Annotated in this window: 19 protein-coding genes and 1 riboswitch; of the genes, 15 read left to right on the top strand and 4 right to left on the bottom strand. The window is 42.3% G+C overall.

Features of this window, described 5'->3' with window-relative positions; translation table 11 throughout:
- Positions 1–115 precede the first annotated feature (115 nt).
- The 7 genes from G5B30_RS15770 to G5B30_RS15740 all read left to right on the top strand — a co-directional run bounded on the left by G5B30_RS15770 (position 116) and on the right by G5B30_RS15740 (position 10,377).
- Positions 116–700 (top strand): plasmid pRiA4b ORF-3 family protein, encoded by a 585-nt coding sequence (locus tag G5B30_RS15770; RefSeq protein WP_165320973.1) that lies wholly within the window; start codon positions 116–118, stop codon positions 698–700.
- Positions 609–1,625 carry a tRNA (adenosine(37)-N6)-dimethylallyltransferase MiaA gene (gene miaA / locus G5B30_RS15765; protein ID WP_165320972.1) on the top strand — a complete coding sequence of 339 codons (1,017 nt, stop codon included), beginning with the start codon at positions 609–611 and terminating at the stop codon, positions 1,623–1,625. The genes G5B30_RS15770 and miaA overlap by 92 nt, the downstream gene beginning before the upstream one ends.
- 437 nt (positions 1,626–2,062) lie before the next feature.
- Positions 2,063–3,283: a DEAD/DEAH box helicase gene (locus G5B30_RS15760; RefSeq protein WP_165320971.1), complete on the top strand. Its 1,221-nt coding sequence runs from the start codon at positions 2,063–2,065 to the stop codon at positions 3,281–3,283.
- 113 nt (positions 3,284–3,396) lie between these two features.
- Positions 3,397–5,754: a TonB-dependent receptor gene (locus G5B30_RS15755; protein ID WP_165320970.1), complete on the top strand. Its 2,358-nt coding sequence runs from the start codon at positions 3,397–3,399 to the stop codon at positions 5,752–5,754.
- Between the two features lie 11 nt (positions 5,755–5,765).
- Positions 5,766–6,971 (top strand): DUF4374 domain-containing protein, encoded by a 1,206-nt coding sequence (locus G5B30_RS15750; RefSeq protein ID WP_165320969.1) that lies wholly within the window; start codon positions 5,766–5,768, stop codon positions 6,969–6,971.
- A gap of 19 nt (positions 6,972–6,990) precedes the next feature.
- Complete coding sequence (locus G5B30_RS15745; protein WP_165320968.1) at positions 6,991–8,130, top strand: PepSY-associated TM helix domain-containing protein; 1,140 nt, start codon at positions 6,991–6,993, stop codon at positions 8,128–8,130.
- A gap of 48 nt (positions 8,131–8,178) precedes the next feature.
- Positions 8,179–10,377 (top strand): outer membrane beta-barrel family protein, encoded by a 2,199-nt coding sequence (locus G5B30_RS15740; RefSeq protein ID WP_165320967.1) that lies wholly within the window; start codon positions 8,179–8,181, stop codon positions 10,375–10,377.
- A gap of 7 nt (positions 10,378–10,384) precedes the next feature.
- Here the strand turns inward: G5B30_RS15740 and G5B30_RS15735 are convergent, their stop codons facing one another.
- The 3 genes from G5B30_RS15735 to G5B30_RS15725 are packed head-to-tail and all read right to left on the bottom strand — an operon-like array spanning position 10,385 to position 12,840.
- Entirely contained in the window at positions 10,385–11,587 is a 1,203-nt protein-coding gene (locus tag G5B30_RS15735) for a hypothetical protein (RefSeq protein ID WP_165320966.1), read from the bottom strand.
- A gap of 22 nt (positions 11,588–11,609) precedes the next feature.
- Positions 11,610–12,272, bottom strand: coding sequence for a hypothetical protein (locus G5B30_RS15730; protein WP_165320965.1), 663 nt, complete (start codon positions 12,270–12,272; stop codon positions 11,610–11,612).
- A gap of 49 nt (positions 12,273–12,321) precedes the next feature.
- The gene (locus G5B30_RS15725) at positions 12,322–12,840 is read right to left on the bottom strand and encodes an RNA polymerase sigma-70 factor (protein WP_165320964.1); all 519 of its coding nucleotides are present in this window, start codon (positions 12,838–12,840) and stop codon (positions 12,322–12,324) included.
- Positions 12,841–12,977: 137 nt separating this feature from the next.
- Positions 12,978–13,075: riboswitch (TPP riboswitch) on the bottom strand.
- Positions 13,076–13,642: 567 nt separating this feature from the next.
- Between G5B30_RS15725 and arfB the strand changes: the two genes are divergently transcribed.
- A complete protein-coding gene (gene arfB / locus G5B30_RS15720; protein ID WP_165320963.1) occupies positions 13,643–14,047 on the top strand; it encodes an alternative ribosome rescue aminoacyl-tRNA hydrolase ArfB in 405 nt (134 codons plus the stop codon).
- Between the two features lie 105 nt (positions 14,048–14,152).
- On the opposite strand, the gene G5B30_RS15715 is transcribed toward arfB, so the two are convergent.
- The gene (locus tag G5B30_RS15715; protein ID WP_165320962.1) at positions 14,153–14,866 is read right to left on the bottom strand and encodes a FadR/GntR family transcriptional regulator; all 714 of its coding nucleotides are present in this window, start codon (positions 14,864–14,866) and stop codon (positions 14,153–14,155) included.
- Between the two features lie 193 nt (positions 14,867–15,059).
- Here G5B30_RS15715 and G5B30_RS15710 point away from each other — a divergent pair, with 193 nt between their 5' ends.
- From G5B30_RS15710 to G5B30_RS15680, 7 genes are all read left to right on the top strand, one after another.
- A complete protein-coding gene (locus tag G5B30_RS15710) occupies positions 15,060–18,260 on the top strand; it encodes a SusC/RagA family TonB-linked outer membrane protein (protein WP_165320961.1) in 3,201 nt (1,066 codons plus the stop codon).
- A 10-nt stretch (positions 18,261–18,270) separates the two neighbouring features.
- Positions 18,271–20,163, top strand: coding sequence for a RagB/SusD family nutrient uptake outer membrane protein (locus G5B30_RS15705; protein WP_165320960.1), 1,893 nt, complete (start codon positions 18,271–18,273; stop codon positions 20,161–20,163).
- A 20-nt stretch (positions 20,164–20,183) separates the two neighbouring features.
- Positions 20,184–21,365 (top strand): DUF5000 domain-containing lipoprotein, encoded by a 1,182-nt coding sequence (locus tag G5B30_RS15700; RefSeq protein ID WP_165320959.1) that lies wholly within the window; start codon positions 20,184–20,186, stop codon positions 21,363–21,365.
- Between the two features lie 7 nt (positions 21,366–21,372).
- Positions 21,373–22,566 carry a DUF4998 domain-containing protein gene (locus G5B30_RS15695; protein ID WP_165320958.1) on the top strand — a complete coding sequence of 398 codons (1,194 nt, stop codon included), beginning with the start codon at positions 21,373–21,375 and terminating at the stop codon, positions 22,564–22,566.
- An 80-nt stretch (positions 22,567–22,646) separates the two neighbouring features.
- The gene (locus tag G5B30_RS15690; RefSeq protein WP_165320957.1) at positions 22,647–24,191 is read left to right on the top strand and encodes a hypothetical protein; all 1,545 of its coding nucleotides are present in this window, start codon (positions 22,647–22,649) and stop codon (positions 24,189–24,191) included.
- A gap of 5 nt (positions 24,192–24,196) precedes the next feature.
- Entirely contained in the window at positions 24,197–25,306 is a 1,110-nt protein-coding gene (locus G5B30_RS15685; RefSeq protein ID WP_165320956.1) for a family 43 glycosylhydrolase, read from the top strand.
- 86 nt (positions 25,307–25,392) lie between these two features.
- Positions 25,393–25,686: hypothetical protein (locus G5B30_RS15680; RefSeq protein ID WP_165320955.1), on the top strand; the 294-nt coding region annotated here is incomplete at its 3' end.

Genomic DNA, 25,686 nt, shown 5'->3' with positions numbered 1-25,686 from the left:
AGAATAGGTTTTCGACCGAAATTATAACTTTGTCTATAGAGACATCAAAATAATTTTTAATTTTATGAGCTCTTAAGCTAAAAACAAAAACCAGCGATTAGAATCAATTTTTACTATGGCAATATATAGGTTTCGGGTAACATTTGAGGATTATGAAGATATCTATCGGGATATTGATATGCCGGCAAAAGGTACATTTCTGGACTTGCACCAGGAAATACAGAAGAGCACGGGCTATGTCGCGGATGTGTCGTCTTCATTCTACGTAAGCAACGATCAGTGGAAGAAAGGTACCGAAATAGCACTTCATCCTACGGCCCGTAAAAAAGAAGCGGGGGTGCTCTTGATGGAAGATATTCGCCTGAGCAAGTTTATTGATGACCCACATCAAAAGTTTTACTATATCTATAATTTTGACCGCCCCTATGATTTTCATGTGGAGTTGATCAAAATACTCAAGGAAGAACAAGGTAAAGAATATCCCAGCATTTTTAAATCGGTGGGGCAGGCACCGAAGAGTGCTGCTGCAGCTAATTTTCCAACGGAGACTGTGACGGCGGACGATGAAGAAGAGGTAGTTGATGAAAATGCGGAAGAATATGGTGTCGATGAAGAGGACGATTTTGACGCGATCGGGGAGGGAGAAGAGGAAGAAGAAGGCGAAGAAGATAACCTCGGATTGGGAGAAGACGATTATTAACACGAGCCCACATAAGACCCTTGTTGTCGTTGTCGGCCCTACTGCAGTAGGCAAAACAACTACAGCTATCTTTCTGGCACAACACTTCGGTACGGCAATTATTTCTGCTGACTCTAGACAGTTTTATAGAGAGATGAGTATAGGGACCGCTAAGCCGGATGAAGCTGAACTTGCTGCGGCTCCCCATTATTTCATTGATAGTTTATCGATCAAGGAAGAGTATTCTGCCGGAGATTTTGAACGCGATGCTTTAGCATTGTTGGATACGCTTTTTCAACGTCATGATATCGTCATTATGGTAGGCGGCTCTGGATTATTTGTTCGAGCTGTATGTGAAGGGTTGGATGAATTGCCCAAAGCACCACAAGAAGTACGTGAAAGGTTAAATGCTGAGTTGGCCATGTACGGTCTACAGTCTCTTCAAGAAAAATTGCAGCAAGTTGATCCCGTGTATTATGCTACTGCGGATATCGATAACCCGCAGCGCGTTATACGGGCGTTGGAAGTTTATGAAGCAACAGGGAAGCCCATGTCTGCTTACCAACAACGGAATAGTATACGCCGACCATTTGATGTCGTCACGATAGGCCTGCATATGGATCGGGAACAACTATATGAACGGATAAACGCTCGTGTCGATCAGATGATCGAGAAAGGTCTTTTTGAAGAGGTGCAGTCGCTGTTACCCTATCGTCATAAACCGGCTCTGCTGACGGTGGGTTATGCGGAAATATTTGATTATCTGGAAGGAAAGATAGCTAAGGAGGAAGCTATAGCGAAGATTAAACAAAACTCCCGCCGTTATGCAAAAAGACAGATGACCTGGTTTAGGAAATATGGGGGAACGACTTGGTTTGACCCCACAGATGAAGAAGGAATATGTCAATTTATAGAAGAAACCATTCCTAAAAATAAAAGGGTTTAGATGATCTCTAAACCCTTTCTTGCCTCTTTTACTTGGATTTCCTTTTTTTTCGTTTCGATGTTTCTTTTTTCGAATAGACCCTTTGCCTATTCTTTACGGATATCCTAAAAGAAGCTTTATTGTGAATGATAAAACCAAGCTAACAGTTTTTCATTTTTTTTTGGCCTCTTTAGTATAATAACGCTACGTTTCTTCAGATATTGTATTTGGAATAAAAATTTTTGTCCATTATAAAAAACACCTGAAGCGGGGAGCTTCAGGCGTCTTTACTAACCAATTATTAACCTAAAATTATGAATAGTCGAAAATCGTGATTTTTGGTCATATTTTAATATAGTGTGTGGCTTTTTAACGAATTTTAACGATATACTGCCGTTTCTTCGGATATAAGATTAAATTTGCTAACTTTATTACAGTTTATAAAAACAAAAAATAGATTGAAGTTTGATGAATTTGGCTTCGGCCCGGCCTTATCAGAAGGGCTTGACAGTATGGGTTTCACAGAAGCCACACCTATTCAGGAGCAGACCATACCTGTCATATTACAGAAGAGTGATTTAATTGCCTGTGCCCAGACCGGGACGGGTAAAACAGCAGCATACCTACTGCCAATTTTACATAAAATAGCAGATAACCCCCAAGAGCGTGTGAATACGCTTATTCTTGTTCCGACGCGTGAGCTGGCTCTGCAGATCGATCAGCAGATCATGGGATTAGCTTATTTTACGGGAGCGACGTCGATCGCAGTATATGGCGGCGGTGATGGGATGGGGTATGAGCAACAGAAACGTGCTATCCGGGAGGGAGTTAATATTATTGTCGCAACTCCGGGACGCTTGCTGAGTCATATGTCATCCGGCAAATTTGATTTCAGTCATCTCCAACATTTGGTGTTGGACGAGGCTGACACGATGCTGGATATGGGTTTTTATGATGATATTCTCCGGATTATCAGTTATTTGCCCGAAAAAAGACAAAGTTTGCTCTTTTCGGCCACTATGCCGCCAAAGATCCGGACATTGGCGAAAAAAATACTCCATACACCTACAGAAATCAATATCGCTATTTCTAAACCTTCCGAAGGAATCGATCAGCGGGCGTATATGGTGTATGACGATCAGAAAAATGCACTGATCAAAGAACTGTTGCAGGATCCGCGCTATTCCAGCGTCATCGTTTTTGCATCCAAAAAGGATATCGTCAAGACCTTAGCTCGTGAGTTGGGGAAAAAAGGATTAGCTGTTGAAGGCTTTCACTCCGACCTGGACCAATCGCAGCGCGAAGCGATTATGAATAAATTCCGTGCACGGAACCTGAATGTATTGATCGGTACGGATGTCATATCAAGAGGGATCGATATCGTGGGCATAAGCTTGGTTGTTAACTATGACGTGCCACCGGATCCCGAGGATTATGTTCACCGTGTAGGTCGTACGGCCAGAGCGGAATCGACAGGTACAGCGATTACATTTATTAATGAGCGTGATCAAAATCGTTTTGCACGGATCGAAAAACTTATAGAGTATGAAATTCCGAAGCTACCATTGCCGGAGGGATTTACGGCTGGTCCGGCTTATAACCCCCGGCAAAGCGACGGAAAAAGGAAAAAGCCTTTCCGGAAGAAAAAACCTTTCCGACCCAAAAGAGCGTCATCCTAAGAGCAATAGGGTCGCCTATCTTCTTTTTATTTAAAATAATTCTAAAAAAAGTAAAAATGCGTTGCGGAACGAACGGAGTTATGCAACTATGATGATGAATTTACTTTATTATCATGCACAGTTCAAACGCGAATTGCTTATTTAAATTTATTTTAACTTGTTTAATCGTCTTTTTCTTTTCATCTTATACTTCTGCCCAGGACCGTTATACCTTAAATGGGCGAGTTGTTGACCAGAACGGTGAGGCACTCGTCGGTTCGACCGTAAAAATTAAGGGGACAACCATTCGTGTTAAAGCGAATGAGCAAGGTGCTTTTGAAATCCCGGTAACTAACCGACACACTGCTTACATCTTGGTTGTTTCCAATCTGGGCTACCGCACTGTGGAAATAACATGGCAGGTAGGATTCTATGGAAAAACGATAGAACTTCACCCATCAAGTAAGAACATAGAAACTATACATGTTGAAGGCGCTACCGAAAGTCGTAAACTGAAAGAAGGCGAGTTTGCACTGAATGCAATAGACGCCAAAAAGCTGGCCAATACCTCAACAGACCTAAACCAGATTCTCAACCGCTCTACGGGTGTCAAGGTCAGGGAACAAGGTGGAGTGGGTTCAGATTTTGAATTTTCCGTCAATGGTCTCGCTGGTAACGCCGTCAAATTTTTCTTAGACGGTATTCCCTTAGATGTTATGGGGTCAGCAATGGCGCTCAACAACATTCCTATCAATCTTGCAGATCGAATCGAAGTATATAAAGGTGTCGCACCCATACAGTTGGGTACGGACGCATTAGGCGGTGCCGTTAATATCGTATCGAATAAGTTATTGAGCAATTACCTGGACATCAGTCATAGTATGGGCTCTTTTCAGACACATCGATCGTCTATAAATGCACAGTACGTTTCACCCCGTGGAATCGTACTAAAAGGTAGTGGGTTTTTCAACTATTCAAAAAACAACTATCTCATGCGCAATGTAGAAATTGTAGAGGGACAAGAATTTGTAGTGAAAGATTTAAGGAGGTTTCACGATCGCTATCGCTCGCTGATGGGACAGGTAGAGGTAGGTATCGTTAATAAGAATTGGGCAGATGCCCTATTTATCGGCTTGGGACATACAGACTATGATAAAGAAGTGCAGACAGGTGTCCGACAGTCGATTGTTTACGGTGCTGTCACTAAAGATGGATATGGCAATAATTTGAGTTTACGCTATAAAAAAGACGGGTTGCTCAACGATAAACTGGACGTAAGTTTATATGGAACTTATGCAAAAGATATGTATAGGTTAGCCGATACGGTAAAGCGAAAATATTATTGGGATGGCAGCTATATAGACGGTAATCCAGAAACCGGTAGTTATCGGGTTACCAATGTCACGAGACCTCGATACTATAACAGGACGAATATCAACTATCACGTCGTGCCTAACCATGAGCTTAGCTTGAATTATACTTTTGACCAAGTGACTAATAATACCTACAATGAGCTGACTATGGACGAAGATGATATGCCAGGGCGATTAGGTAAACATATCGGTGGCTTGGGCTATCAACAGGTGATAGCGAGGAAGTGGACAAATACCCTTATGGCTAAATATTACGGCCTTGCTATGGATAAAAAACAGTATGATAATGTTATTAAGGATTTAGTTGCGACGCATGGTTTTAAAAATTATTTTGGCTATGGACTAGCGTCGGTGTATAAATTTCGTCCACATTTAGGAATCAAAGCCTCATACGAGCATACCTACAGATTACAAGATGTCAATGAAGTATTTGGTGATGGTTTTCAGATCATGAATAACCTCGATTTAGAGCCCGAATCCAGCGATAATGCCAATATAGGTGTCTTCTTTGGGAAGAAAACGAACAAACACGACTTTTTTATGGAGGCGATGGGCTATTTCCGTCTCGCCAATGGCTTTATCTATGCCAACCAATACGACAATAATATGTTACAGTACCAGAATTTAGCCAATGTGTCGGTACGAGGTGTGGAGTCCGAAGTCCGGTATAGCTACGACTGGTTTCATGCCATACTCAACATGACCTACCAACATGCACTCGATAATACGAAATATATTGAAAACCAGGTCGAAAAAGGGTTGTCGGCGACCTATAAGAACCGTATACCTAATCAACCTTGGTTTTTTGGAAATATGGATATAGGCTTTAGCAGAGCTAATGTATTTGCCCCCGATTCCGAATTGCAGTTTACTTGGGGTACGCACTATACACACTATTATTACCGCTCGTGGCGCGGCTTTGCCACGACAGCGTCGTTAGTCACTATACCCAAACAACTTGTGCATAATGCCGTATTGTCTTATGCTATGCATGACAATCGGTACAATGTTTCGTTAGAATGCAGAAACCTGACCGATGAGTTGGTGTATGACAATTTTTATCTGCAGAAAGCAGGACGCGCATTTTACCTCAAGCTTAGATATTTTATAAATCAATAAACACATATAACATGAATAACTTTACCAAATTTTTAGGTGTAGCTCTTATTGCTGCAATAAGTTTCACCGCTTGTGACAAAGATGATCCCAATGATACGAACAACGGCAAGATAAAGTATGCGATCTGGACACAGGTAGGTAGCTGGCCGAATACGAACTATTATATCATGTCTGCCGATGATTTGACGAAGGGCAGTGCGAAACTGGAAGGTTCGGGTATCGATGTCACCACGACATTAAATAACTCCGTTATTGTAAAAGACGGATATTACTATTTTTATAACTCCGCGGAAGGCAAGTTTGGCAAATATCAGGTAGAAAATGGAGCGGTAAATACGATCAAGCAAGTTCCTATGACAAACCTCAAATCCTTGACCGGACATACATGGATCGATGACCATACCCTTGTCATAATCGGCCTTAATGCAACGAGTACCGGGGTCAATTATTCCATAATCAACACCAATGCGATGACCTTTACCAATGGTTCCGTCACAGGGTTGCCAGCTTTCGAAGATGATTTCGAAGCTTATCAGGTCGGAGGAGATATACAGTATAAAGATGGCAAATTATATTTTTCGGTCTGTCTGCACAATACGACCGAATTTGTCGTGTTTCCTCGATTGTATACGATGGCTGTCAGCTATCCCGGTTTTAATGTGACCGCGACATCGACAGATGATAGAGTGGCGGGTGTAGGCAATACTTCAGGTTATTTTGCCACATCATTTGTTGATAAAAATGGTGACATGTATTTTTTGACAAGCTGGAATATAAATTGGACCGGTGTTGGGGAGAGAAGTCCCAAGAACATTCTTCGTATCAAGAAAGGAGAGGACGAATTGGATGATAGCTATTATCTCGATGTGTTGGAAGAGACTGGACATGAGGCGGCAGCAGGTCTATTTATGGATCTGGGTAACGGCAGGGCAATTCTGAAGTATCAAGAAGAACAAGGAAATCTAAATAACGAGTTTGGCTATTCAATCATTGATCTGGCTACAGGTAAGGAATACCGAAAGCTGGATGAGATACCTGTGAACTTCGGAGGTGAACGAAATGTTCTCGTGGAGAATGGAAAAGCTTATATTGCTGTCAAAACTGCAGGAGACAAAGATTATATCTATATCTATGATTCCGCCACGGATAAAGTAACCAAAGGAATGGAACTTGCCGGCGGCTACGTTTCTTTCTCTCGAATCGATAGGTTAAATTAAAAAATACTCGACTAAAACGGTGAAACAGCAAAAAAAGTCCGAGCGGGCGAAAGAATCTATCATCAAAAGAATCAATGATTGGTTCCATTTATGGGTAGGGATTGCCACAGGTATTCCGATCTTATTGATCAGTCTTACCGGCTGCTTGCTGGTCTTTGAACAAGAAATCACCGAATGGTCACGACCATGGTGGCGTATTGAAAATCTTGGGGCGGAGCATTTGCTCCCCCCATCACAAATACGACAACGTGTGCAACACCAATTACCACATGTCGAGTTTCGGAAATTCTGGTATTATGGTGACGATGCACCGGTTAAAATAACGCCTGAAAACTCTGACTCATTAATTTTTGTCAATCCCTATAACGGTCAGGTATTGGCAATGGTCGATCATGAAAACCTGTTTCATTTTATCGAAGAGGGCCATGTCTCCCTGTGGTTACCACATGATATCGGCCATCAGGTCGTTTCGTGGTCCACAGTGATATTTACCTTCTTACTAATTACAGGCCTCGTGCTATGGTGGCCAAAAAAATGGAATAAAAGGCATACCAAACAAGCATTTGCGATTAATTGGAAAGCCAAATGGAAGCGTATTAACTATGACCTACATAATGTCTTGGGCTTCTATTCGCTATTATTGGCATTGCTTATGGCATTCACCGGATTGATTATGGGCTTTTTAGTCGTTCGGCAGAGCGTTGTATACCTGTCCGGAGGTATAGCGAAAAATTCGGTACACGATGTCATGCAACAATGGAATCATCAGCTTCCGACGGTGCTGGATGATAAAATGGATGCGATCTGGTATCATGTTACGCGTGAAATCGCTGAACGTAATCCTCTTGCGCTTAGTATACATTATCCCAAAGATGATGATCAAGAGATCTATGTATGCACTGATATGGAAGGCGGTACTTGGCGCTATCTATATTTTGATCGCAACACCTTGGACTTGACGTCGTCATCCCAAAAGCGAATGCGTGATGCAGTGCCCGCTGAGTGGATTTCCCGAGCTACCTATGGCCTTCATACCGGGTTTATCGGTGGTACTTCTACCAAGATTTTTTACTTCATTGCCAGCTTAATCTGTGCTTCACTTCCCGTTACCGGTTTTTATGTCTGGTGGGGCAAACGTAAGAAAACAAAGCAAGCTTAGCACAACAGAGTTATTATGAACTTCCCATACCACGTGGCATTATATATAATGCTTGGAACGCTACTGCCTATCTCTTTCCTGTATGCGCAGACGACAGAACGAAAAATTGTCGATACCTCGGATGATCTACTTGTACAGACTCCAGCCGATTCGTTACATGGCGAAAGACAATATATCGAAGAAGTCTATATTCTGAATCGCCCCGCTGTCATCAGTCAACACGTGGATCGAATGAGCATACAGGTGGAAGGGACAATATTAGGCGAGGGCAATACCGCTTTGGAGTTGTTGGAAAAATCTCCTGGTGTGAGCATTCAAAGTTCGGGCGAGATCAGCATTAAAGGTAGAACGGGCACCTCGATTATGATTAATGGAAAAAAACAGTATTTATCAGGGGATCAACTTGTTAATCTCCTACGTTCCACTTCGTCTTCTGACATCGCCAAGCTCGAAATTATCACCAATCCTTCAGCTAAAGAGGATGCGGCGGGGAGTGGAGGCATGATTAATATTGTGTTAAAGAAAAATATTAAAGCAGGTTACAATGCTGGTCTGTCGTTACAGACAGGGTATGGTAGAGGCTTGCGTATGGGCGGTTCGTTATCTTTCAACTACCGGACAAATCGGCTGTCGATATTTACGAATTATAACCAATACTATAACAATCTTGCCAACAAGGCGATGATAGAGAAAATATTTTATGATCCAATGGGTCAACCTACCAATTTCGTTGACCAGTATAATGAGATCAACGCTAAGCTGCGGTCGAATAATTTTAGAGGAGGTATAGATTACACCATAGATTCGAAAAATAGTATAGGTCTGCTCATCCACGGAGGATTGGGAAGATATCCAACGGATGAACCCTCTGTCAACGATCTCTTTGAGCAAGAGGGGGAGAGCCTCACTCTTCGCACAAATACGAGTACAGCAGGTAAGCAGCGATGGGAAGATATGTTATATAATGTTCATTATACCCACCTGCTCAATGATAGCGGGCATCAGCTGACGGCAGATCTGGACTATGTAATGCATTTTGACAAAATGGATCAAGTATTGTCCTCAACTTATCAAGATGGTGGCTATAATACATTGACAAGGCAATCAGGCCGGCGAGGAGATATACCCTCTCACAATGATATATATGTCGCGAAGGTGGACTACATCCTGCCATTGTCTACCTACAAGATTGAAGGTGGCTGGAAGATAAGTAAAGTCATTATGGAAAACGATCTAAAGTATGATACCTTGCAATATGGTCAATATGTTGCCGACCTGACAACCAGCAATCACTTCAAATACAGTGAGCAGATTCAAGCTGCTTACGCTAACATCAACAAAAGTTATGGCAGCTGGCAGTTCCAATTCGGTATACGAGGAGAATATACGTCTACCCTCGGTAATCAATTTACATTAGGGACCTCTTCACGCAATAGTTATTTTCGCTTGTTTCCTAGCGGATTCATACTGAAATCTTTTGATCAGGACAAAATGCAGTTTAGCTATAGTAGACGGATACAACGACCTTCTTTCTGGGATATGAATCCATTCCGTGTTTATCAGGATCCTTATTCCTATTATGAAGGCAATCCGGGTTTATCACCCTCCATGATGCATTACTTTGATATAGGTTATCATATCGGCAATAGTCTTTATACCGTGCTCTCGTATAGCAGCGCACAAGATGTAGTCAATGATATCCTCCATATCGAAACGGGTAACGTCACGTATACGCGACCTCAGAATATAGGTAGTTCTTCCAATTTAGGCTTAAGTATTACCGCTAATACCAAATTTTCGTCACGATGGAATGCTACAAATGTGTTTAATCTATATCGTAATGCCTATGATCTAACTGCCGATGATCAGCGGAGCGGGAATACGCTGTCCATTAACAGTCAGCAAACTTACGACCTGGGAAAGGGATGGAAGGCGGAGCTCAATGGTTTTTGGTATAGTGGGGGAGTATCCGGTATATTGGAGTATAAGTCACGATTTCAGCTTAACACGGGTGTGCAGAAAAATGTGTTCTCGGATAGAGGTACAGTTAAGTTGGTTTTCAATGACATTACCCAAAGTAGTGGGTATCGATATGTGAGCCGTTATAATCAAGCCTTGGTTTCCTCACGTAAAAATCCGGACAATAGATATGTTCTTTTATCATTTGCCTACAGATTAGGACAACTTTTTGAGCATAAGGAAGGTAGGAATACCGGAGCAGACGAACTTAAGGGCAGGTTGAAATAAGTATGCCCTATAGCGTATCTAATCGTAAGATATAGTCGATTTCTCCTTTGATATGCAAGCCTTTTTTCAAGGTGTTGTCAACGATATTGTAAATCCATACATCGTTGTTCCTATTGCCATCATTGATGGTGATATAAGCAATACCGTTTTCCACCAAGACACAAGTGCGTGAGCTACCCCGATCCAATGGAAGATCCAGTTTTTCAGGCGGTGTGTTATGGAGTAGATCGACGACATAGAATTCGATGTGAGGCAGACGATAGTGGTCCTTAAACGTATTGAACAGATCTTTGCGTTCGCTTCGGATCAGTGCTTTATGGTCTCCCAGGTACCACATGCCATAAGCATGATTACCGATAGCAGAGCTTATATTGTAAAAATATGTGGTATCTATATGTTGATTTTGTGCTTTGATTCGATAGATAGCAGTAGGTTGATGCGGGTTGGCTCCTCGGGCAATACCAGGGGCGGTCATGAAATAGAAATCTCCATTTTCCGCTTCGAATGTGTTTTGCTGCGCGGTGTTTACATTGCCCGGATAGGTTGATCTTGCATCTTTATCAATATGGTGAAGAGACATGTCAGCATATCGCAGGTTGGCTATGTATACCGTGTCTGCAGAACCATAACCATCGGCATTCGTATAATGATAAGTATAGCCAATAAAAAGGGTACTGTCACGTTTGTACACCAGACCTACCGACATGTTATCAAAAGGATTTTCGGGAATAGGCAGTGGTAAATCACCTATAGTTGCTTCCATCTGCTCTACGTTGACCCTGGCGTATTGTTTCTTCCCCTTTCCGACACTGTGGTTGATTATAAAGAGTGTGTGATCGTCTAAAAAAAGCGCGTTGTCGGGGTAACTGAAGTTTTCGAGGTAAATAGAATCCAGGCGAACAAACTCATCATCTTTAATTTGACTTTTTATCAGGTACTCGCTCTTAGGGTCGACATAATAGTAAAATCCTGAACGGACCAGCATGTAGTACCAGATACGAGGAGGATGGCTCAACAGTACACCTTGTTGGATGGGATAAACTTCACCTGTATCTAATATATTTGTTTGCCATATATACTGTTTGTCTTCATCGGTCATAAAGAATAAACTGTAGGTCTTTGGATCAGTAGGATTACAAGAAGATAGGAATAAGATTAGGCCGTTGCAGACAAGGTATAAAAGGACACGTAACCTAGCTATTATTTTCATTCGTTGTCTATTACAAACTTTTTTAAATTCCAAATTGTGCTCTTATTGCATTCCGTACTAGGGGAGGAAGCTCATAAATATGGTCTTCACTCATGACTAACAATTCCTCTTGGTATGCATCTTTGAGATCCAAAGCAAAATATGTTTTTCCTTCGGTCATAAATACCTCTTTTTGAAGAGGTCCTGACTTCTCACAGCGTGCGGCAAACGCAATCTTGATATTGGTCTTTGGCGTTATTTTTACTAATCCGCAGAAATCAACCCTATCGGCATCACTGTCGAAAAAAGCGGTGCTACCTTGTCCGAGGAACATATGTACAGGTCCTTGCACGATGGGAGTCGATATGTTATGGGGTGTTACAGTGTACTCTTTAATTACATTATTATGGGAGAGCATAAAGGCAGCCCCACAGCAAACTAAAATAACTGCAGCCGCCGCTGACCAATAAAATTTTGAAGATAAGTTTGCTCGGTGTGTTACCTTACTTGTTCGGGAGGCTTTTATTGTTTCGGACTCAACAGTATCCCAGATTTCGTGTTTTAAAGTATTTTTTTGTGCCTCATCCAGAGGTATAATGCCTGTGTCATCATCTTCAGTATATAGCCATGTCTCTACAAGAACCTTTTCTTGGTCGTTGCAATACCCAGAGTGGTATTTTTCCAGTAACTCCTTTGAGACTTTCATGGTTGATCAATTTGAGAAAGCGTTCACAAAGTTAGAATTATCAAGACGTTTATTGAAGATAAATCTTTTGTTTTTTTAATTTGGATTTTAGAAGCTTTAAAGCATTAGAGAGGTGATGCTCTACAGTACGTTCGGATATAATCAGATGATAGGCAATCTCCTTGTTTGTGAGTCCCTTTTCTCGGCTTAGTCGAAATACATTTTGACATTTCAAAGGCAAGGTAGCGACCAATCCGTCCAGAGTTTCGGATAATGCGTTGTGCATAATGGTATCTTCGGTAATATTGCTATCTTTTTCCTGTACCTCAGTTATATATTTAAGATGTTCCGAACGGATTTGCTTGTTACGGATATATTCGAATACTTTTAGCTTTGCGCAGCGTAACAGATAACGCTCTATACAGGTGTCGATATATAAGGTCTCCCGTCTTTCCCAGACAGATTTGAAGATATCTTGGACTAACTCTTTCGCGATTTCCATATCACCTACGTGTTTATGGCAGATACAAAAGACTTTTTCCCAACAATCGTTATAGGCCTGTGTAAATGTTTCCTCGTTTATCAACATCGATCTGGCATTAATAGCTTTGGCTATTGATAGCAAATTTGTTGGGCAAATATAGTTTTTTATAATTAATCTAAATAAGAAAATAGAATAAAAAAACTCCACTTCCGATCGGAGGTGGAGTTTCCTATAATATAGTAATATTATATAACGTGCTTTTTCCTACGCTGGTATTATCCAGTTCAGGTAATAAGAGTTTTTTCTCAGCCTAAAAAATTAAGCACCCCTTGCACTGTATATAGAAGACAAACAAGATTGAAAAAGGTTCACAAAAAAATAATATTTTTTTAATACCGGGTTTTTCTATTGAAAAACGTGTTAGCAAAAAATATGACACCACCTAAGAATAGGATGGAACCAGTCGTGATGATAATTGTTCCCCATAGCTGACTCATGATAAGCCATGCTAATCGCATAAGGATAAGTCCAATAACAATTGATCCACCAGCGAACCACAATTTTTTATTTCTTTTCTTTACGTCTTTCACGTGTTGGTAGCCTGTTTACTATAACGCTAACCCGTGGAAATGAAAATTGTTTTGTAAAAAAGAAATCCTGCAGCGGGGAGCTGCAGGATTTCTAAACTAACCAATTATAAACCTAAATATGAATACTAAGATCATTTCAAATCCCATGCCATAATGCCGTGTGTCATGTGTGTTTTAACGGAATTTAACTTTTTTAGTGAACAACACTCTTTGTTTCAGGGTAAGGTACATTCCAAACTTCGGGGCATATGCCGACAATGACTCGATGTATGTACGTGAAATGAAGGAAACTAAAAAAGATATGGTATTTTTACTGCATGATAGACCGCGATATATTGTTGAAAGAGCTCATGTTTAAGACGTCACGTTCAAGTGGAGCGGGCGGACAACATGTCAATAAGGTGGAAAGCAAGGTCACGTTGCTTTGGGATGTTCAGGAATCAGCACTCTTATCCGGAGAAGAAAAAAATCGATTGGTACAAAAGCTGGCCAATCGTATACAAGCCAACGGCTATCTACAGATGGAATCTTCCGAAACCCGAAGCCAGTTGAAAAATAAAGAGATCGTGTTGCAACGGCTGGTGGATTTGATTGAACAGGCGTTAATACCTGCTAAAAAACGTATTCCGACTAAGATCCCACGATCAAAAGTACTGGAGCGGCTGGATCGTAAAAAAAAACAGGCTGCGAAGAAAAATGACCGCAGGTGGCGAATGGAATAGGAGGTAATATTTAACGTGAGTTCGGTTTAAGCAGCAAGTACACCTAAGATATTCAACAGGAAGTTGTTTGCCGATCTGTGTCTGGTGTGTTGGGGAAGATTTATCCTAATCCGTACTTAATTGCTTAAAATAAACCATCAGGTGTGTGCGCATCTGACTTCGGAATTGCTCGGGGTCTCCATCTTTAAGGGTATTTAATAGATCCAGATGTGTTACTACCTTTGTATTGTCAGATATATTTTTAAGATAAGCATCTGTATTCTCTTTCAGTTTTGTATATACGTGGTCGAATACCGGCAGCAACATTTTTTGAAAGCGCATAATGGTCCTGTTTCCTGACAAGTTATACAGCATGGAGTGAAATTCTATATCACACTTGACCAGTTCCATTTGAGTTGTCGCTTTCTCTTCTTTTTCGATGATCTTTTCGAGTTTGCTAAAATCTGCTTTATGTTTTCTAAGAAAGATGACATCCCCCAATCCCACTTCGATTACGAGACGCATCTCAAAAATCTCGTTCAGCGTTTCGTCGTCCAACAATTGTGTGTCCAAAATACGCTCCATATTATTGAATACATCCGGCTGCGAGATAATCATCCCCCGGTTTTTTCTGGTCTCAATGATACCTAAAGTTCTGAATCTGGAAAGAGCTTCCCGTATAGCCGTGCGGCTTACGCCCATGGCTTCAGCAAGTTCGGTTTCCTTTGGTAAAGAATCGCCAGGTTGAAAATTTCCCGTACGTAGGTACTCCTGTAGGTTCATTTCGATCTTATCTACCTGACTAAGATTTTCTATAGGACGAATTTTAGCTAAAGACATAAACTTCAATATTTATTACAAAGGTACAATATCTCTTTAATAAAATAAATATGTCATACTTTTTAATTTTTATTTGCATTTTAAAAACGCGTTCGTATATTTGTTTAAATAAATAAGTAATACATATTACATTTTATAATACAGCATAAACTAAAATTATTTAAAATAGATTACCTAAATAAACCTTAATAATATGAATACATCTATTCGAGATTATCAGGACTGGAGGTGTGCTATTCGACAAGGGCTGTTGTTATTATTACTTTTTGCTTTTGTGGGATCCCATGCCAAGTCAGATTCTCATTTACATCCGGTATTTACGGGAGACAATCTTAGCTTAAGTGCTGTACAGCAACAGGAATTTGCTGTTGCAGGTAGGGTGACGGACAGTGTGGGAAGTCCTATTGTCGGGGCCTCTGTCTTGCTGAAGAATAATGAGAAAATTAGTACTTCAACCGATGAAAATGGAATGTATGTTTTACGTGTTCCTGGTCAACAGTCTGCCTTAGTGGTCTCTTATGTGGGCTTTAAGTCTCAGGAAATCTTGGTCGGGGCAAGGACAGAAATAAATGTCATTCTTCAAAAATCGGATGCTGAGATTGATGAAGTTGTTGTTGTCGCATTTGGTTCCCAACGAAAAAAAGAACTCGTCGGTTCTATGACGACTATAAATCCTTCTGAATTGCGAGTACCTTCCAGTAACCTTACAACAGCATTGGCTGGCCGTCTAGCCGGTTTAGTAGCATACCAACGTAGTGGAGAACCTGGACAGGATAATGCTGATTTTTTTATACGGGGTGTAACCACATTTGGATACTCAGCGAGTCCACTGATCTTAATAGATGGTTTGGAAATGCGCTCAGAAGATCTTGCCAGGTTACAGGTGGACGATATTGCCAGCTTTTCTATTATGAAAGACGCTGCAGCTACAGCGCTTTACGGAGCGAGAGGAGCAAATGGAGTGATCCTTGTCAGCACAAAAGAAGGTAAGGAAGGGAAAGCCCAGGTTTCCGTCCGGTATGAGCGCTCTGTATCCAGTCCGACAAAAAATGTAGAACTGGCGGATCCGATCACCTATATGAAATTGGGTAATGAAGCTATATTGACGCGTAATTCGCAAGGAATCCCGATATATTCCCATGAGCAAATAGAAAGCACAGAGAAAGGAGTGTATTCTTTATTGTATCCGGTTACCGATTGGCAGAAGCTGTTGTTTAAAGACAATGCAATAAATGACCGGATGAACTTCAGTGTCAGTGGTGGTGGGAAAGTCGCCCGTTATTATCTGGCCGGGACTTTCAATCAAGACTATGGTATATTGAATGTTGATCGCCGAAACAATTTTAATAGCAATATTGATTTAAAAAAATATTTGTTACGCTCCAACGTGAATATCAACGTGACGAATACGACGGAAGTGGTGGTTAGGTTACACGGTACTTTTGATGATTATACCGGCCCATTGGAAGGAGGTACCAGTCTCTTCAATAAAGTAATGCGTACTAATCCGGTACTATTTCCGGCTTATTATCTACCAGACGAGAAACACTCAGATATTGAACATATCATGTTTGGAAATTATGGAACAGGTAGTTATATCAATCCGTATGCGGACCTGATGCGAGGGTATAAGGACTATTCAAACTCGCTCATGATGGCACAGTTTGAGGCTAAGCAGGATTTGGGATTTCTCACACAGGGACTCAAGGTCAGAGGACTTTTTAGTACAACGCGATACTCTTATTTCGATGTTTCACGTTACTACAATCCCTTCTATTATTCTCTGAGTGGTTATGATAAGCTGACAGGATCGTATGTGTTGACAGGTCTCAATCCCGATACCGGACAAGAGCATCTCGATTACAGTGAAGGTACGAAAGAAGTAACAACCAACTCTTATCTGGAAACTGCAGTAAATTATGATAAGAAATTGGGTGATGATCACTCGATAACCAGTATGCTGGTATTTGTGATGCGAAATTCGTTGGTTGCCAACGCCGGGACATTGCAAAAATCTCTCCCCTACCGAAATTTGGGTTTATCCGGTCGGATTAGCTATGGTTATAAAGATCGCTATTTCTTGGAAGGGAATTTCGGTTATAACGGATCCGAACGTTTTGACCAACGAAACAGATTTGGTTTCTTCCCTTCTGCAGGCGCGGGCTGGGTGGTTTCTTCCGAACCTTTTTGGGGAGAAGGACTGAAATCACTGATTTCCAATTTTAAACTTCGAGCAACCTATGGATTGGTCGGCAATGACGCTATAGGAAGTGCGGACGACCGGTTTTTTTACCTATCTGAGATGAACATGGATAATTCTGCTCGAGGATATACATTTGGGTCTGATTTTCAGTATAGCAAAAACGGAGTTTCGGTAACAAGATATGCAAATGCTGATATCACGTGGGAGACATCGTATAAGACCAACTTAGGTTTTGAAATGAATCTCCTGAATGCGATCAATGTAAATGCAGATTTCTATACCGAACGCAGGACTAATATCTTAATGAACAGGGCTGCCATCCCTGCAACAATGGGATTACAGGCTACTCCAAGATCAAATGTAGGAGAAATGAAGGGACATGGAGTAGATCTGTCTGTAGATTATCAAAAGAATTTTCTTAGTGGATTTTGGCTATCTGGTCGAGCTAACTTTACATATGCAGTCAATAAAATAACTAAAATAGAAGAACCCGATTATAGTGATACACCTTGGAAGTCAACGGTTAATATTGCTTATAGTCAGCAAAGAGGATACGTAGCAGAACGGCTTTTTGTGGATGAATACGAAGTGAAAAACTCCCCTTATCAAGGGGCTAATGTTATGGCCGGAGATATCAAATACAAGGATATAGATGGCAATGGGGTTATCAACGAACTAGATCAGGTGCCTATTGGTTATCCGACTATACCCCAGATTATTTATGGCTTTGGGTTTTCGGCTGGATTCAAAAAAGTTGATTTATCTTGCTTTTTTCAGGGACTGGCACGGGAATCCTTTTGGATTGATGCAGCAGGTACAGCACCCTTTATCGGAACCAATGGCAATGCATTATTGAAAGCTTATGCCGACAGTCACTGGTCCGAAGAGAACCGCGATCTCTACGCACTTTGGCCGAGACTTTCCAATCAAGCCGTGGCTAGTAACAATGCGCTCAGCACTTGGTTCATGCGTGACGGTTCTTTCCTCAGGCTCAAATCTGTTGAACTAGGTTATACCTTGCCAGATAAGTGGACACAGAAAGTTGGGATTTCAAAATTGCGTGCATACGGTAGCGGTACCAATCTTTTAACATGGAGCGCATTTAAACTATGGGATCCGGAAATGGCTGGGAATGGTCTTAACTATCCTGTGCAAAAGGTGATTAATTTTGGTTTACAAGTTTCATTTTAATATGTTATCAATGAAAAAGTTATATATTATTTTGGCAGTGTTCTTCTCACAGCTTTCTCCAGCCTGTAGCGATTATCTGGATGTAGTTCCTGATAATGTAGCTACCATTGATTACGCTTTTAAAGATCGGGTGAGGGCGGAGCAGTATCTTTTTACCTGTTATTCTTATATGCCCAGGGTGGGGTTGCCTCAGTATCAGGGAATGTTTGATGATCTGACATGGACGCATTCTAATAATGCTACTATCATTCCGTTCGTTTTGGGTTATCGGATATTACGTTATGGAAACGATGTGAATGAACCGATTTTAAATACCTGGGAAGGATTACAAGGATCCACCAACTTATGGCAAGGAATACGGGATTGCAATATTTTTATTGAACGTATCGAAAGTGTCAGGGATCTGACCGATATGGAAAAAATGCGTTGGATATCTGAAGTGAAATTCCTGAAAGCTTTTTATCATTTTTTCCTGTTACAAATGTATGGTCCAATCCCAATCGTGAGAGATAATCTTCCTATTGCCTCTCAGCCGGATGAGGTTGCTATCTATCGGGAACCTGTGGATGAAGTTGTGAGCTATGTTGTGGAATTGTTAGATGAAGCGATAGAAGGATTACCCATGCATGTTGTGAATAACGTCACCGAGTTGGGACGTATTACTAGGCCCATCGCCATGGCCATGAAAGCAAAGATATTGGTTACAGCGGCTAGTCCGCTCTTTAACGGTAATACCGACTATGCAACGATGATCGATAAGCGGGGAAAACAACTGTTCAACCAAACGTATGATCCTACGAAATGGTCTAAAGCAGCGGAGGCCTGTAAAGCAGCTATCGACACCTGTCATACTGCAGGTATTGCTTTGTATAATTTGACAGACCCTTCATTGAATGTATCTGCTAAGACCCGTCAAGTGCTTACAATGAGCCGGGTGATTGCCGATAGGTGGAATGTGGAGAGGATATGGGGAAGCGGTCAATATGGAAATAGCAGGACATTGGAGAATTATATGCTGCCCGCGTTGCATCCTAATCACGCGATATTTTGTCGGCAGGCTATAGTTCCCACAATGAAAGCTGCCGAGTTATTTTATTCAGACAAAGGTGTACCTATATCGGAGGATCTTACCTACGATTATGCAAACCGCTATGAACTTGTTGTCACAGGGGAAAGTGATCGGCCATATTTACAGACTAATTTTAAGACCGCTTATCTTCATACCCATCGTGAACCACGCTTTTACGGAAGTATAGGTATGGATGGGGGATGGTGGTATGGGCTGGGTCGGTACAATGAAAATGATCAATGGCCAATAAACTCAAAACTGGGCCAACAATCGGGTAGGCGAGGCATAGAAAATTATTCGGTCACTTCGTTTTTTATCAAGAAATTGTCTAATTACCAGTCTGCCTATAATAATACCACCTATGTGGACCATCGTTGGGACTTCCCCGTATTCCGGTTAGCAGACCTTTATTTACTTTATGCAGAGGCACTCAATGAAAGTTTAGCAGAACCCAATAGTGAAGTGTATCATTTTGTAGACTTAATCAGGCTGCGGGCAGGCCTTTCCGGTGTAGTGGATAGTTGGGCTGAGTTCTCTCGCTTTCCTTCCAAACCAACTACACAGGCCGGTATGCGTGAGATTATCCAAATGGAACGAAGCATAGAACTTGCATTTGAAGGACATCGGTTTTGGGACGTAAGGCGATGGAACAAAGCGATAGAATATTTTAATCAACCTGTGCGAGGGTGGAATATTGAAGGAGAAGTTGATGTCGATTTTTATCGTGTGCGTACAATTGATTTGCCAAATTATACACAACGGGATATGTTTTGGCCTATCCGGCAACGCGAACTTTCCGTCAATCGCAATCTTTTGCAAAATATAGGTTGGTAGAGTAATAAATTAATTAAATTATGAAAGATATAAAAGTTTTAATGTGGATTGCTGCCTTGATTCTGATTTCAGGATGCAAAGAAGCAGAACGGGGACAAACACCGATAGATAATATACCGCCTGCAAATGTATCTGACATCGTAGTCACAAATCTGGAAGGTGGAGCAACACTTTCCTATACAATACCGGATGATGAAGACTTGCTGTATGTAAAGGCTATATATCGGTTAGACGACGGTACTATGATGGAACAGAAAGCTTCTGCCTACGCTAGCGAACTCTTGGTAGAGGGATTGGGAAGATCCCGTCAGCAGACGGTACAGATTGTGACCGGTGACCGGAGCAAAAACGAATCATCTCCTCTTGAAGTTATCATCCATCCATTGGATGCTCCAATCTATACAATTGCCAGACAATTAATAGTTAAGGAAGATTTTGGTGGTATCCGGATAGACTGGGAAAATCCTTTGGAAGCACAGATTGCCATTGTCGTGACCAAGCCCGACGAAAGAAATAATATGGTGGATGCAGAAACTTTTTATACGCACGCCAGGATTGGCAAAGCAAATGTACGTGGTTATGAATCCGTTGAGCAAACATTCGGAGTGCATGTACGAGATCGATGGGGGAACCGCACAGACACGTTGATTGCGACTTATATTCCGATATTTGAACAAAGATTGGATAAAAGCAAATTCCAAAGGTGGAATCCTAGCGGGATACCCTATATACAACTGGACAATAACTGGACGATTGATAAGTTGTGGAACAACAGTTTGAATGATCCAGGCTTCAGTTGGCCGTTAACAGCTGTCATCCCAGGTAGTTTCACGTTAGATTTAGGACAGACAGCTAAACTGGGGAGATTTAAGCTTTATCAACGTACATCACAAGCTCAACTGTATACCGGAGGCAATGTCAAAAAATTCAAGTTATATGGGTCCTCACATCCGGGAGTTTCCGCAGATATCGACAGTTGGATATTTCTAGGTGATTATTCTTCGTACAAACCTTCCGGCCTGCCGCTTGGGGAGACATCACCTGAAGATCTGGCATATGCCGGTGTAGCGGGAGAGGATTACTTTATCGAATTGGACGAAATGCCGGAGGTACGGTATCTGCGGTTCCTGATCGAATCAACATGGGGAGGGTCCAGAGCAATGCAAATAATGGAAGTCGATTTTTATGGTGAAATCAAATAAAAAAATCATGAAACAGGGCATAACAATGGCGATTTACTCAGCCATATTATTAAGTGTATTCGGTGCTTGTTCTAAAATGAACGACTTGCACCAAAAATACTTTGACACGGGCGAGAAAATTTACTTGGGGCAGCCGGATTCGGCCAAAGTATTATCGGGAAATAATCGGATCAAGATAAGGTATTGGCTTTCCGATCCCAGAGCTAAGAAAATGGTTGTTTACTGGAATATTCGGAGAGATTCGCTGTCATTGGATTTGCCTCCGGTAGTACGAGGCCAGGCCCGGGATATCCTGATCGAAGATCTTCCTGAAAAACAGTACGAGTTTGAACTGGTTACGATGAATGAACAATTAGCCAATCGATCAATTTCGTTAAAAGTGTCGGGACAATCATACGGTACCAATTTTGAGTCCGGCTTGTTGGGAAGACAGATCAAGTACGCTACATACGAACCGGGAAATACAGTTTCGTTGGAATGGTATGGACCTAGTGAAAACGGTTACGTTACAGAGGTGACATATACCGATCAACAGGACAAAAAGGTAACAATCCGGACACCAATGCACGAATCGTCCACGATACTACCTGCATACAAAGAACAGTTGACGTTTCGTACCCTATTCCTTCCCAATCCGACAGCTATCGATACTTTTTATAGCACTACAGCAAATTATACCCGAATTGACAGAGCTGTCAGTAAGGCCACTTTTGTGAGATGGAATCCACCGGGAATTCCTTACGGCGACGCAGGAGTCAACTTTTCCATTGAAAAGATGTGGGACAACACAACGACCAGCTTCTTCGTACAGACGGGATCGGCTCTTCCCCACAGTTTTACCTTTGATACGGGTAAGGTCTCCAAATTAAACCGGGTAAGACAGTGGCAGCGATTGACAGAGAATGTTGTCTATCGTATTCAGAATCTGCAACGATTCGAAATATGGGGAACAGCATCCTCAAATGTAACCGCGGATTTCAGCGGTTGGACTAGGCTTGGTGTTTTTGAATCAAGGAAGCCTTCAGGTCTGGCAGTGGGGTCTGAGACCGCAGAAGACTTGGCTTTTGCAGCAAGAGGTGAAGACTTTATAATCGATCCCTCTGCGCCACCGGTTCGTTATATACGATACGTAGTGTACAACACCTGGGATAGTAAGCCTGCAGTAGCCGTCTCCGAAGTGAATTTTTTTGAAATAGATTAATCGTTTAGGCAAGACAGGATTGTGTATGTGAACTCGGATCCAGCTATTTATCCGTGAATTTTAAATTATATTATATTGTTATGAGAATTTTAAGCTGTTTTTTAGTTGTTTTTACCCAAGTTATTATTTGCCGTGCACAGCAGTATATTGATATTGGTTCTAGGTTGGAATTATTTGTCGATGACTATCTGATTGAAGAACTGAAAGATGGCGTGCTCAAATTACACGAGCCTCAAAAACGTGAAATTGTACTCGTCCATGACGAGCCATGGGAAGGAAGTGGTAGCGGGTATCACAGCATCTTTAAGGATGGAAACCTGTACCGTATGTATTATAAAGCCTGGCAGCACGAGGCCAGTGGTGATTTGTCGACTTATCATCCGCTTTTTTGTGCCTATGCAGAAAGCAAGGACGGAATTCACTGGTATAAGCCCAGTTTGGGACTACATGAATTTAAAGGCTCTACCGACAACAATATTGTTATGATCAGTGGTGATGTCAATGGGCTGAATGTGGACGCCGGACATCCGGCTGTCTTTAGAGACGATAATCCCGCAGCCCCTGCTGACGCACGCTATAAGGCTATCTTGGTGTCCGCAAAGCCAAATTTTGGACTGGCAGCATTTAAGTCGCCGGATGGAATTCATTGGTCACTGATGGCTCCGAAGCCAATCATAACTGATGGCGCATTCGATTCGCAGAATTTGGCCTTCTGGGATCCTTCGATTGGTAAATACCGAGCCTATTGGCGTTATTTTACGAAAGGAGAAGCTCCAAAGGGACCCAATGTAGAATGGGCTAAGATCGCAAAAGGTACCCGGGGCATCCGGACAGCCGTCTCTACCGATTTTATTCATTGGGAGGAACAAACCAATTTGGATTACATTGAATCACCTGAGGAAGAGCTTTACACAAACCAGATTAAGTCATATCACCGGGCTCCACACATTTTGATCGGGTTTCCGGCCAGATATATTGACCGCGGATGGTCTAAATCCATGACCCTGCTTCCTGAAATAGAAGAACGGAAGAAAAGGGCTGAAAAGTCGAAGAGATACGGAACTGCCCTCACGGAGAGTCTGCTGATTACCAGTCGTGATGGTCATTTGTTTAAACGATGGAACGAAGCATTTCTTCGTCCCGGTATTGAAAAGCCAGGTACCTGGACCTATGGGGATCAGTATATTGGATGGCACGTGGTTGAAACGAAATCTGCAGACAAGGGAGCACCCAACGAACTGTCGCTTTATGCGACTGAGTATTATTGGAAAGGCAATGCCAGCGCATTGAGAAGGTATACCCTGCGTTTGGATGGATTCGTGTCGGTAAACGCCCCCTATGCGGGTGCAGAATTGTTGACCAAACCATTTATTTTTCAGGGCAACGAGCTTAAGTTAAACTTTGCAACCTCTGCTGCAGGAGATATCTACGTAGAAATACTTGACGAACAGATGCGGCCTATACCTGGTTTCCAGATGGATGATTGTGAACCGGTCTTTGGTGATGCAGTCGAGCGAACCGTATACTGGAAAAAGGGGGCTGACGTATCTGCTTTAGCCGGTAAACCTGTGCGGTTACGATTTAAAATGCGAGATGCTGACCTCTATTCCCTACGTTTTCAATAAGCACCATGAAGAATAAACATTTGAAATACGGCATATTGCTTGCCATAGCGGTCTCTCTTATAGGGTGTGGAAAAGGCAGCAGCCCGGATAAAACGGTGGAGAAATCTCTGGAGCCTGAGGAGAACAAAGGCGGAGAGGTTTCAGGCAGCTATACCAATCCGGTTTTTGAGCCGATACTGGCAGATCCGACGGTCATTCGGGATCCCGGTACCGGTATTTTTTATGCAGTCGGTACGGAGGACAACTGGGGCGATGGGAAAGGCAGCCGGCTGATGCCCCTATTGAGATCTACAAACCTGGTGAACTGGACGGTATTAGGCAGTGCTTTTATTTCGAAGCCGGCGTGGAAAACCAGCGGTTTTCTGTGGGCAGCAGACCTCAACAGGATCAATGGCATGTACTTCCTTTATTATTCCTATTCCCTGTGGGGCGATGCAGATCCCGGAATAGGTCTTGCCACGTCTCCCAACCCATCTGTACCATTTGTGGACCATGGCAGGCTATTTACCAGCAGTGAAGTGGGCGTGCCCAATTCCATCGATCCACTGTATTGGGAAGAAGGGGAGAAAAACTACCTGTTCTGGGGGAGCTTTAGTTCTGCATCCGATCAGGGTACCTACGGCATAGAACTGTCATCAGATGGCAGGTCGGTTCCTGACCTTACTAAAAAGTTTAAGATCGCGGCAGGAGATTTCGAAGGGGTCATGCTGCACAGACGGGACGGATATTACTATTTCTTTGGCTCAAAAGGTGGCTGTTGCAGCGGAGCATCCAGTACATACCATGTCAGGATTGCTAGATCGACAACACTGGCAGGACCTTATTTAGACAAAAACGGGAAGGATATCCGGGAACGTGGGAATGGGACATTGTTCTTGCAGGGCAATGCGGTGTATGCCGGTCCCGGTCACAATGCACGTTTGATTACCGACGATGAGGGAACGGACTGGTTCATATACCATGCAATAGATAAGGAAAGAGGGACGGTCGCCAGTGGAGCCAGCCGGAGAGCCCTGATGCTGGACAGGATAACCTGGGTGGACGGATGGCCTGTGATAGAAGGGAACTCGCCCAGTGTGACTGAAAAACCGGCACCGGTATTTACGAAGAAGTAAATTGATGGGAATTGATACACCTCCTGTCATAGTACTTTCATATACGAACTCATAAGGACATAAGAATTATAGGATAAATAGCAGATATGGTAAAGATTTTTTATTTCATAGGATTTATTTTTTTCTGTTTTAAATCGGATGCCCAGGAGTCCAGGCAGAGCCTGTCGCTGATTCCCCGGCCGTTGCATGTGGAGCAGCATAAAGGTTCGTTCAGGCTGGACAGGAGTGTGGCTATCCGGGTCGACGAAGGAAATCCGGAACTACTGAAACTGGCAGAGCTGTTCGTGCAGGGGGTGTATGACCGCACGGGTCTGCTCCTCAAAAAGGGAAAACCAGATGGAAAAGGGAAATCCATCCTTTTGGAACTGGTCCCCGATACT

Source organism: Sphingobacterium sp. SGG-5, from assembly GCF_011043525.1.
Classification (GTDB): Bacteria; Bacteroidota; Bacteroidia; order Sphingobacteriales; family Sphingobacteriaceae; genus Sphingobacterium.
The sequence above is the reverse complement of the archived record's forward strand: the minus strand, read 5'-3'. Positions and strand labels throughout refer to the sequence as shown.

Excerpts from the sequence above, each read along its gene's own strand:
- G5B30_RS15685 (WP_165320956.1), top strand. The coding sequence starts at position 24,197 with ATGAAGAATAAACATTTGAAATACGGCATATTGCTTGCCATAGCGGTC.
- G5B30_RS15695 (WP_165320958.1), top strand. The coding sequence starts at position 21,373 with ATGAAACAGGGCATAACAATGGCGATTTACTCAGCCATATTATTAAGT.
- G5B30_RS15700 (WP_165320959.1), top strand. The coding sequence starts at position 20,184 with ATGAAAGATATAAAAGTTTTAATGTGGATTGCTGCCTTGATTCTGATT.
- arfB (WP_165320963.1), top strand. The coding sequence starts at position 13,643 with ATGATAGACCGCGATATATTGTTGAAAGAGCTCATGTTTAAGACGTCA.
- G5B30_RS15705 (WP_165320960.1), top strand. The coding sequence starts at position 18,271 with ATGAAAAAGTTATATATTATTTTGGCAGTGTTCTTCTCACAGCTTTCT.
- miaA (WP_165320972.1), top strand. The coding sequence starts at position 609 with ATGAAGAGGACGATTTTGACGCGATCGGGGAGGGAGAAGAGGAAGAAG.
- G5B30_RS15690 (WP_165320957.1), top strand. The coding sequence starts at position 22,647 with ATGAGAATTTTAAGCTGTTTTTTAGTTGTTTTTACCCAAGTTATTATT.
- G5B30_RS15755 (WP_165320970.1), top strand. The coding sequence starts at position 3,397 with ATGCACAGTTCAAACGCGAATTGCTTATTTAAATTTATTTTAACTTGT.
- G5B30_RS15730 (WP_165320965.1), bottom strand. The coding sequence starts at position 12,272 with ATGAAAGTCTCAAAGGAGTTACTGGAAAAATACCACTCTGGGTATTGC.
- G5B30_RS15735 (WP_165320966.1), bottom strand. The coding sequence starts at position 11,587 with ATGAAAATAATAGCTAGGTTACGTGTCCTTTTATACCTTGTCTGCAAC.
- G5B30_RS15710 (WP_165320961.1), top strand. The coding sequence starts at position 15,060 with ATGAATACATCTATTCGAGATTATCAGGACTGGAGGTGTGCTATTCGA.
- G5B30_RS15770 (WP_165320973.1), top strand. The coding sequence starts at position 116 with ATGGCAATATATAGGTTTCGGGTAACATTTGAGGATTATGAAGATATC.
- G5B30_RS15725 (WP_165320964.1), bottom strand. The coding sequence starts at position 12,840 with ATGTTGATAAACGAGGAAACATTTACACAGGCCTATAACGATTGTTGG.
- G5B30_RS15715 (WP_165320962.1), bottom strand. The coding sequence starts at position 14,866 with ATGTCTTTAGCTAAAATTCGTCCTATAGAAAATCTTAGTCAGGTAGAT.
- G5B30_RS15750 (WP_165320969.1), top strand. The coding sequence starts at position 5,766 with ATGAATAACTTTACCAAATTTTTAGGTGTAGCTCTTATTGCTGCAATA.
- G5B30_RS15740 (WP_165320967.1), top strand. The coding sequence starts at position 8,179 with ATGCTTGGAACGCTACTGCCTATCTCTTTCCTGTATGCGCAGACGACA.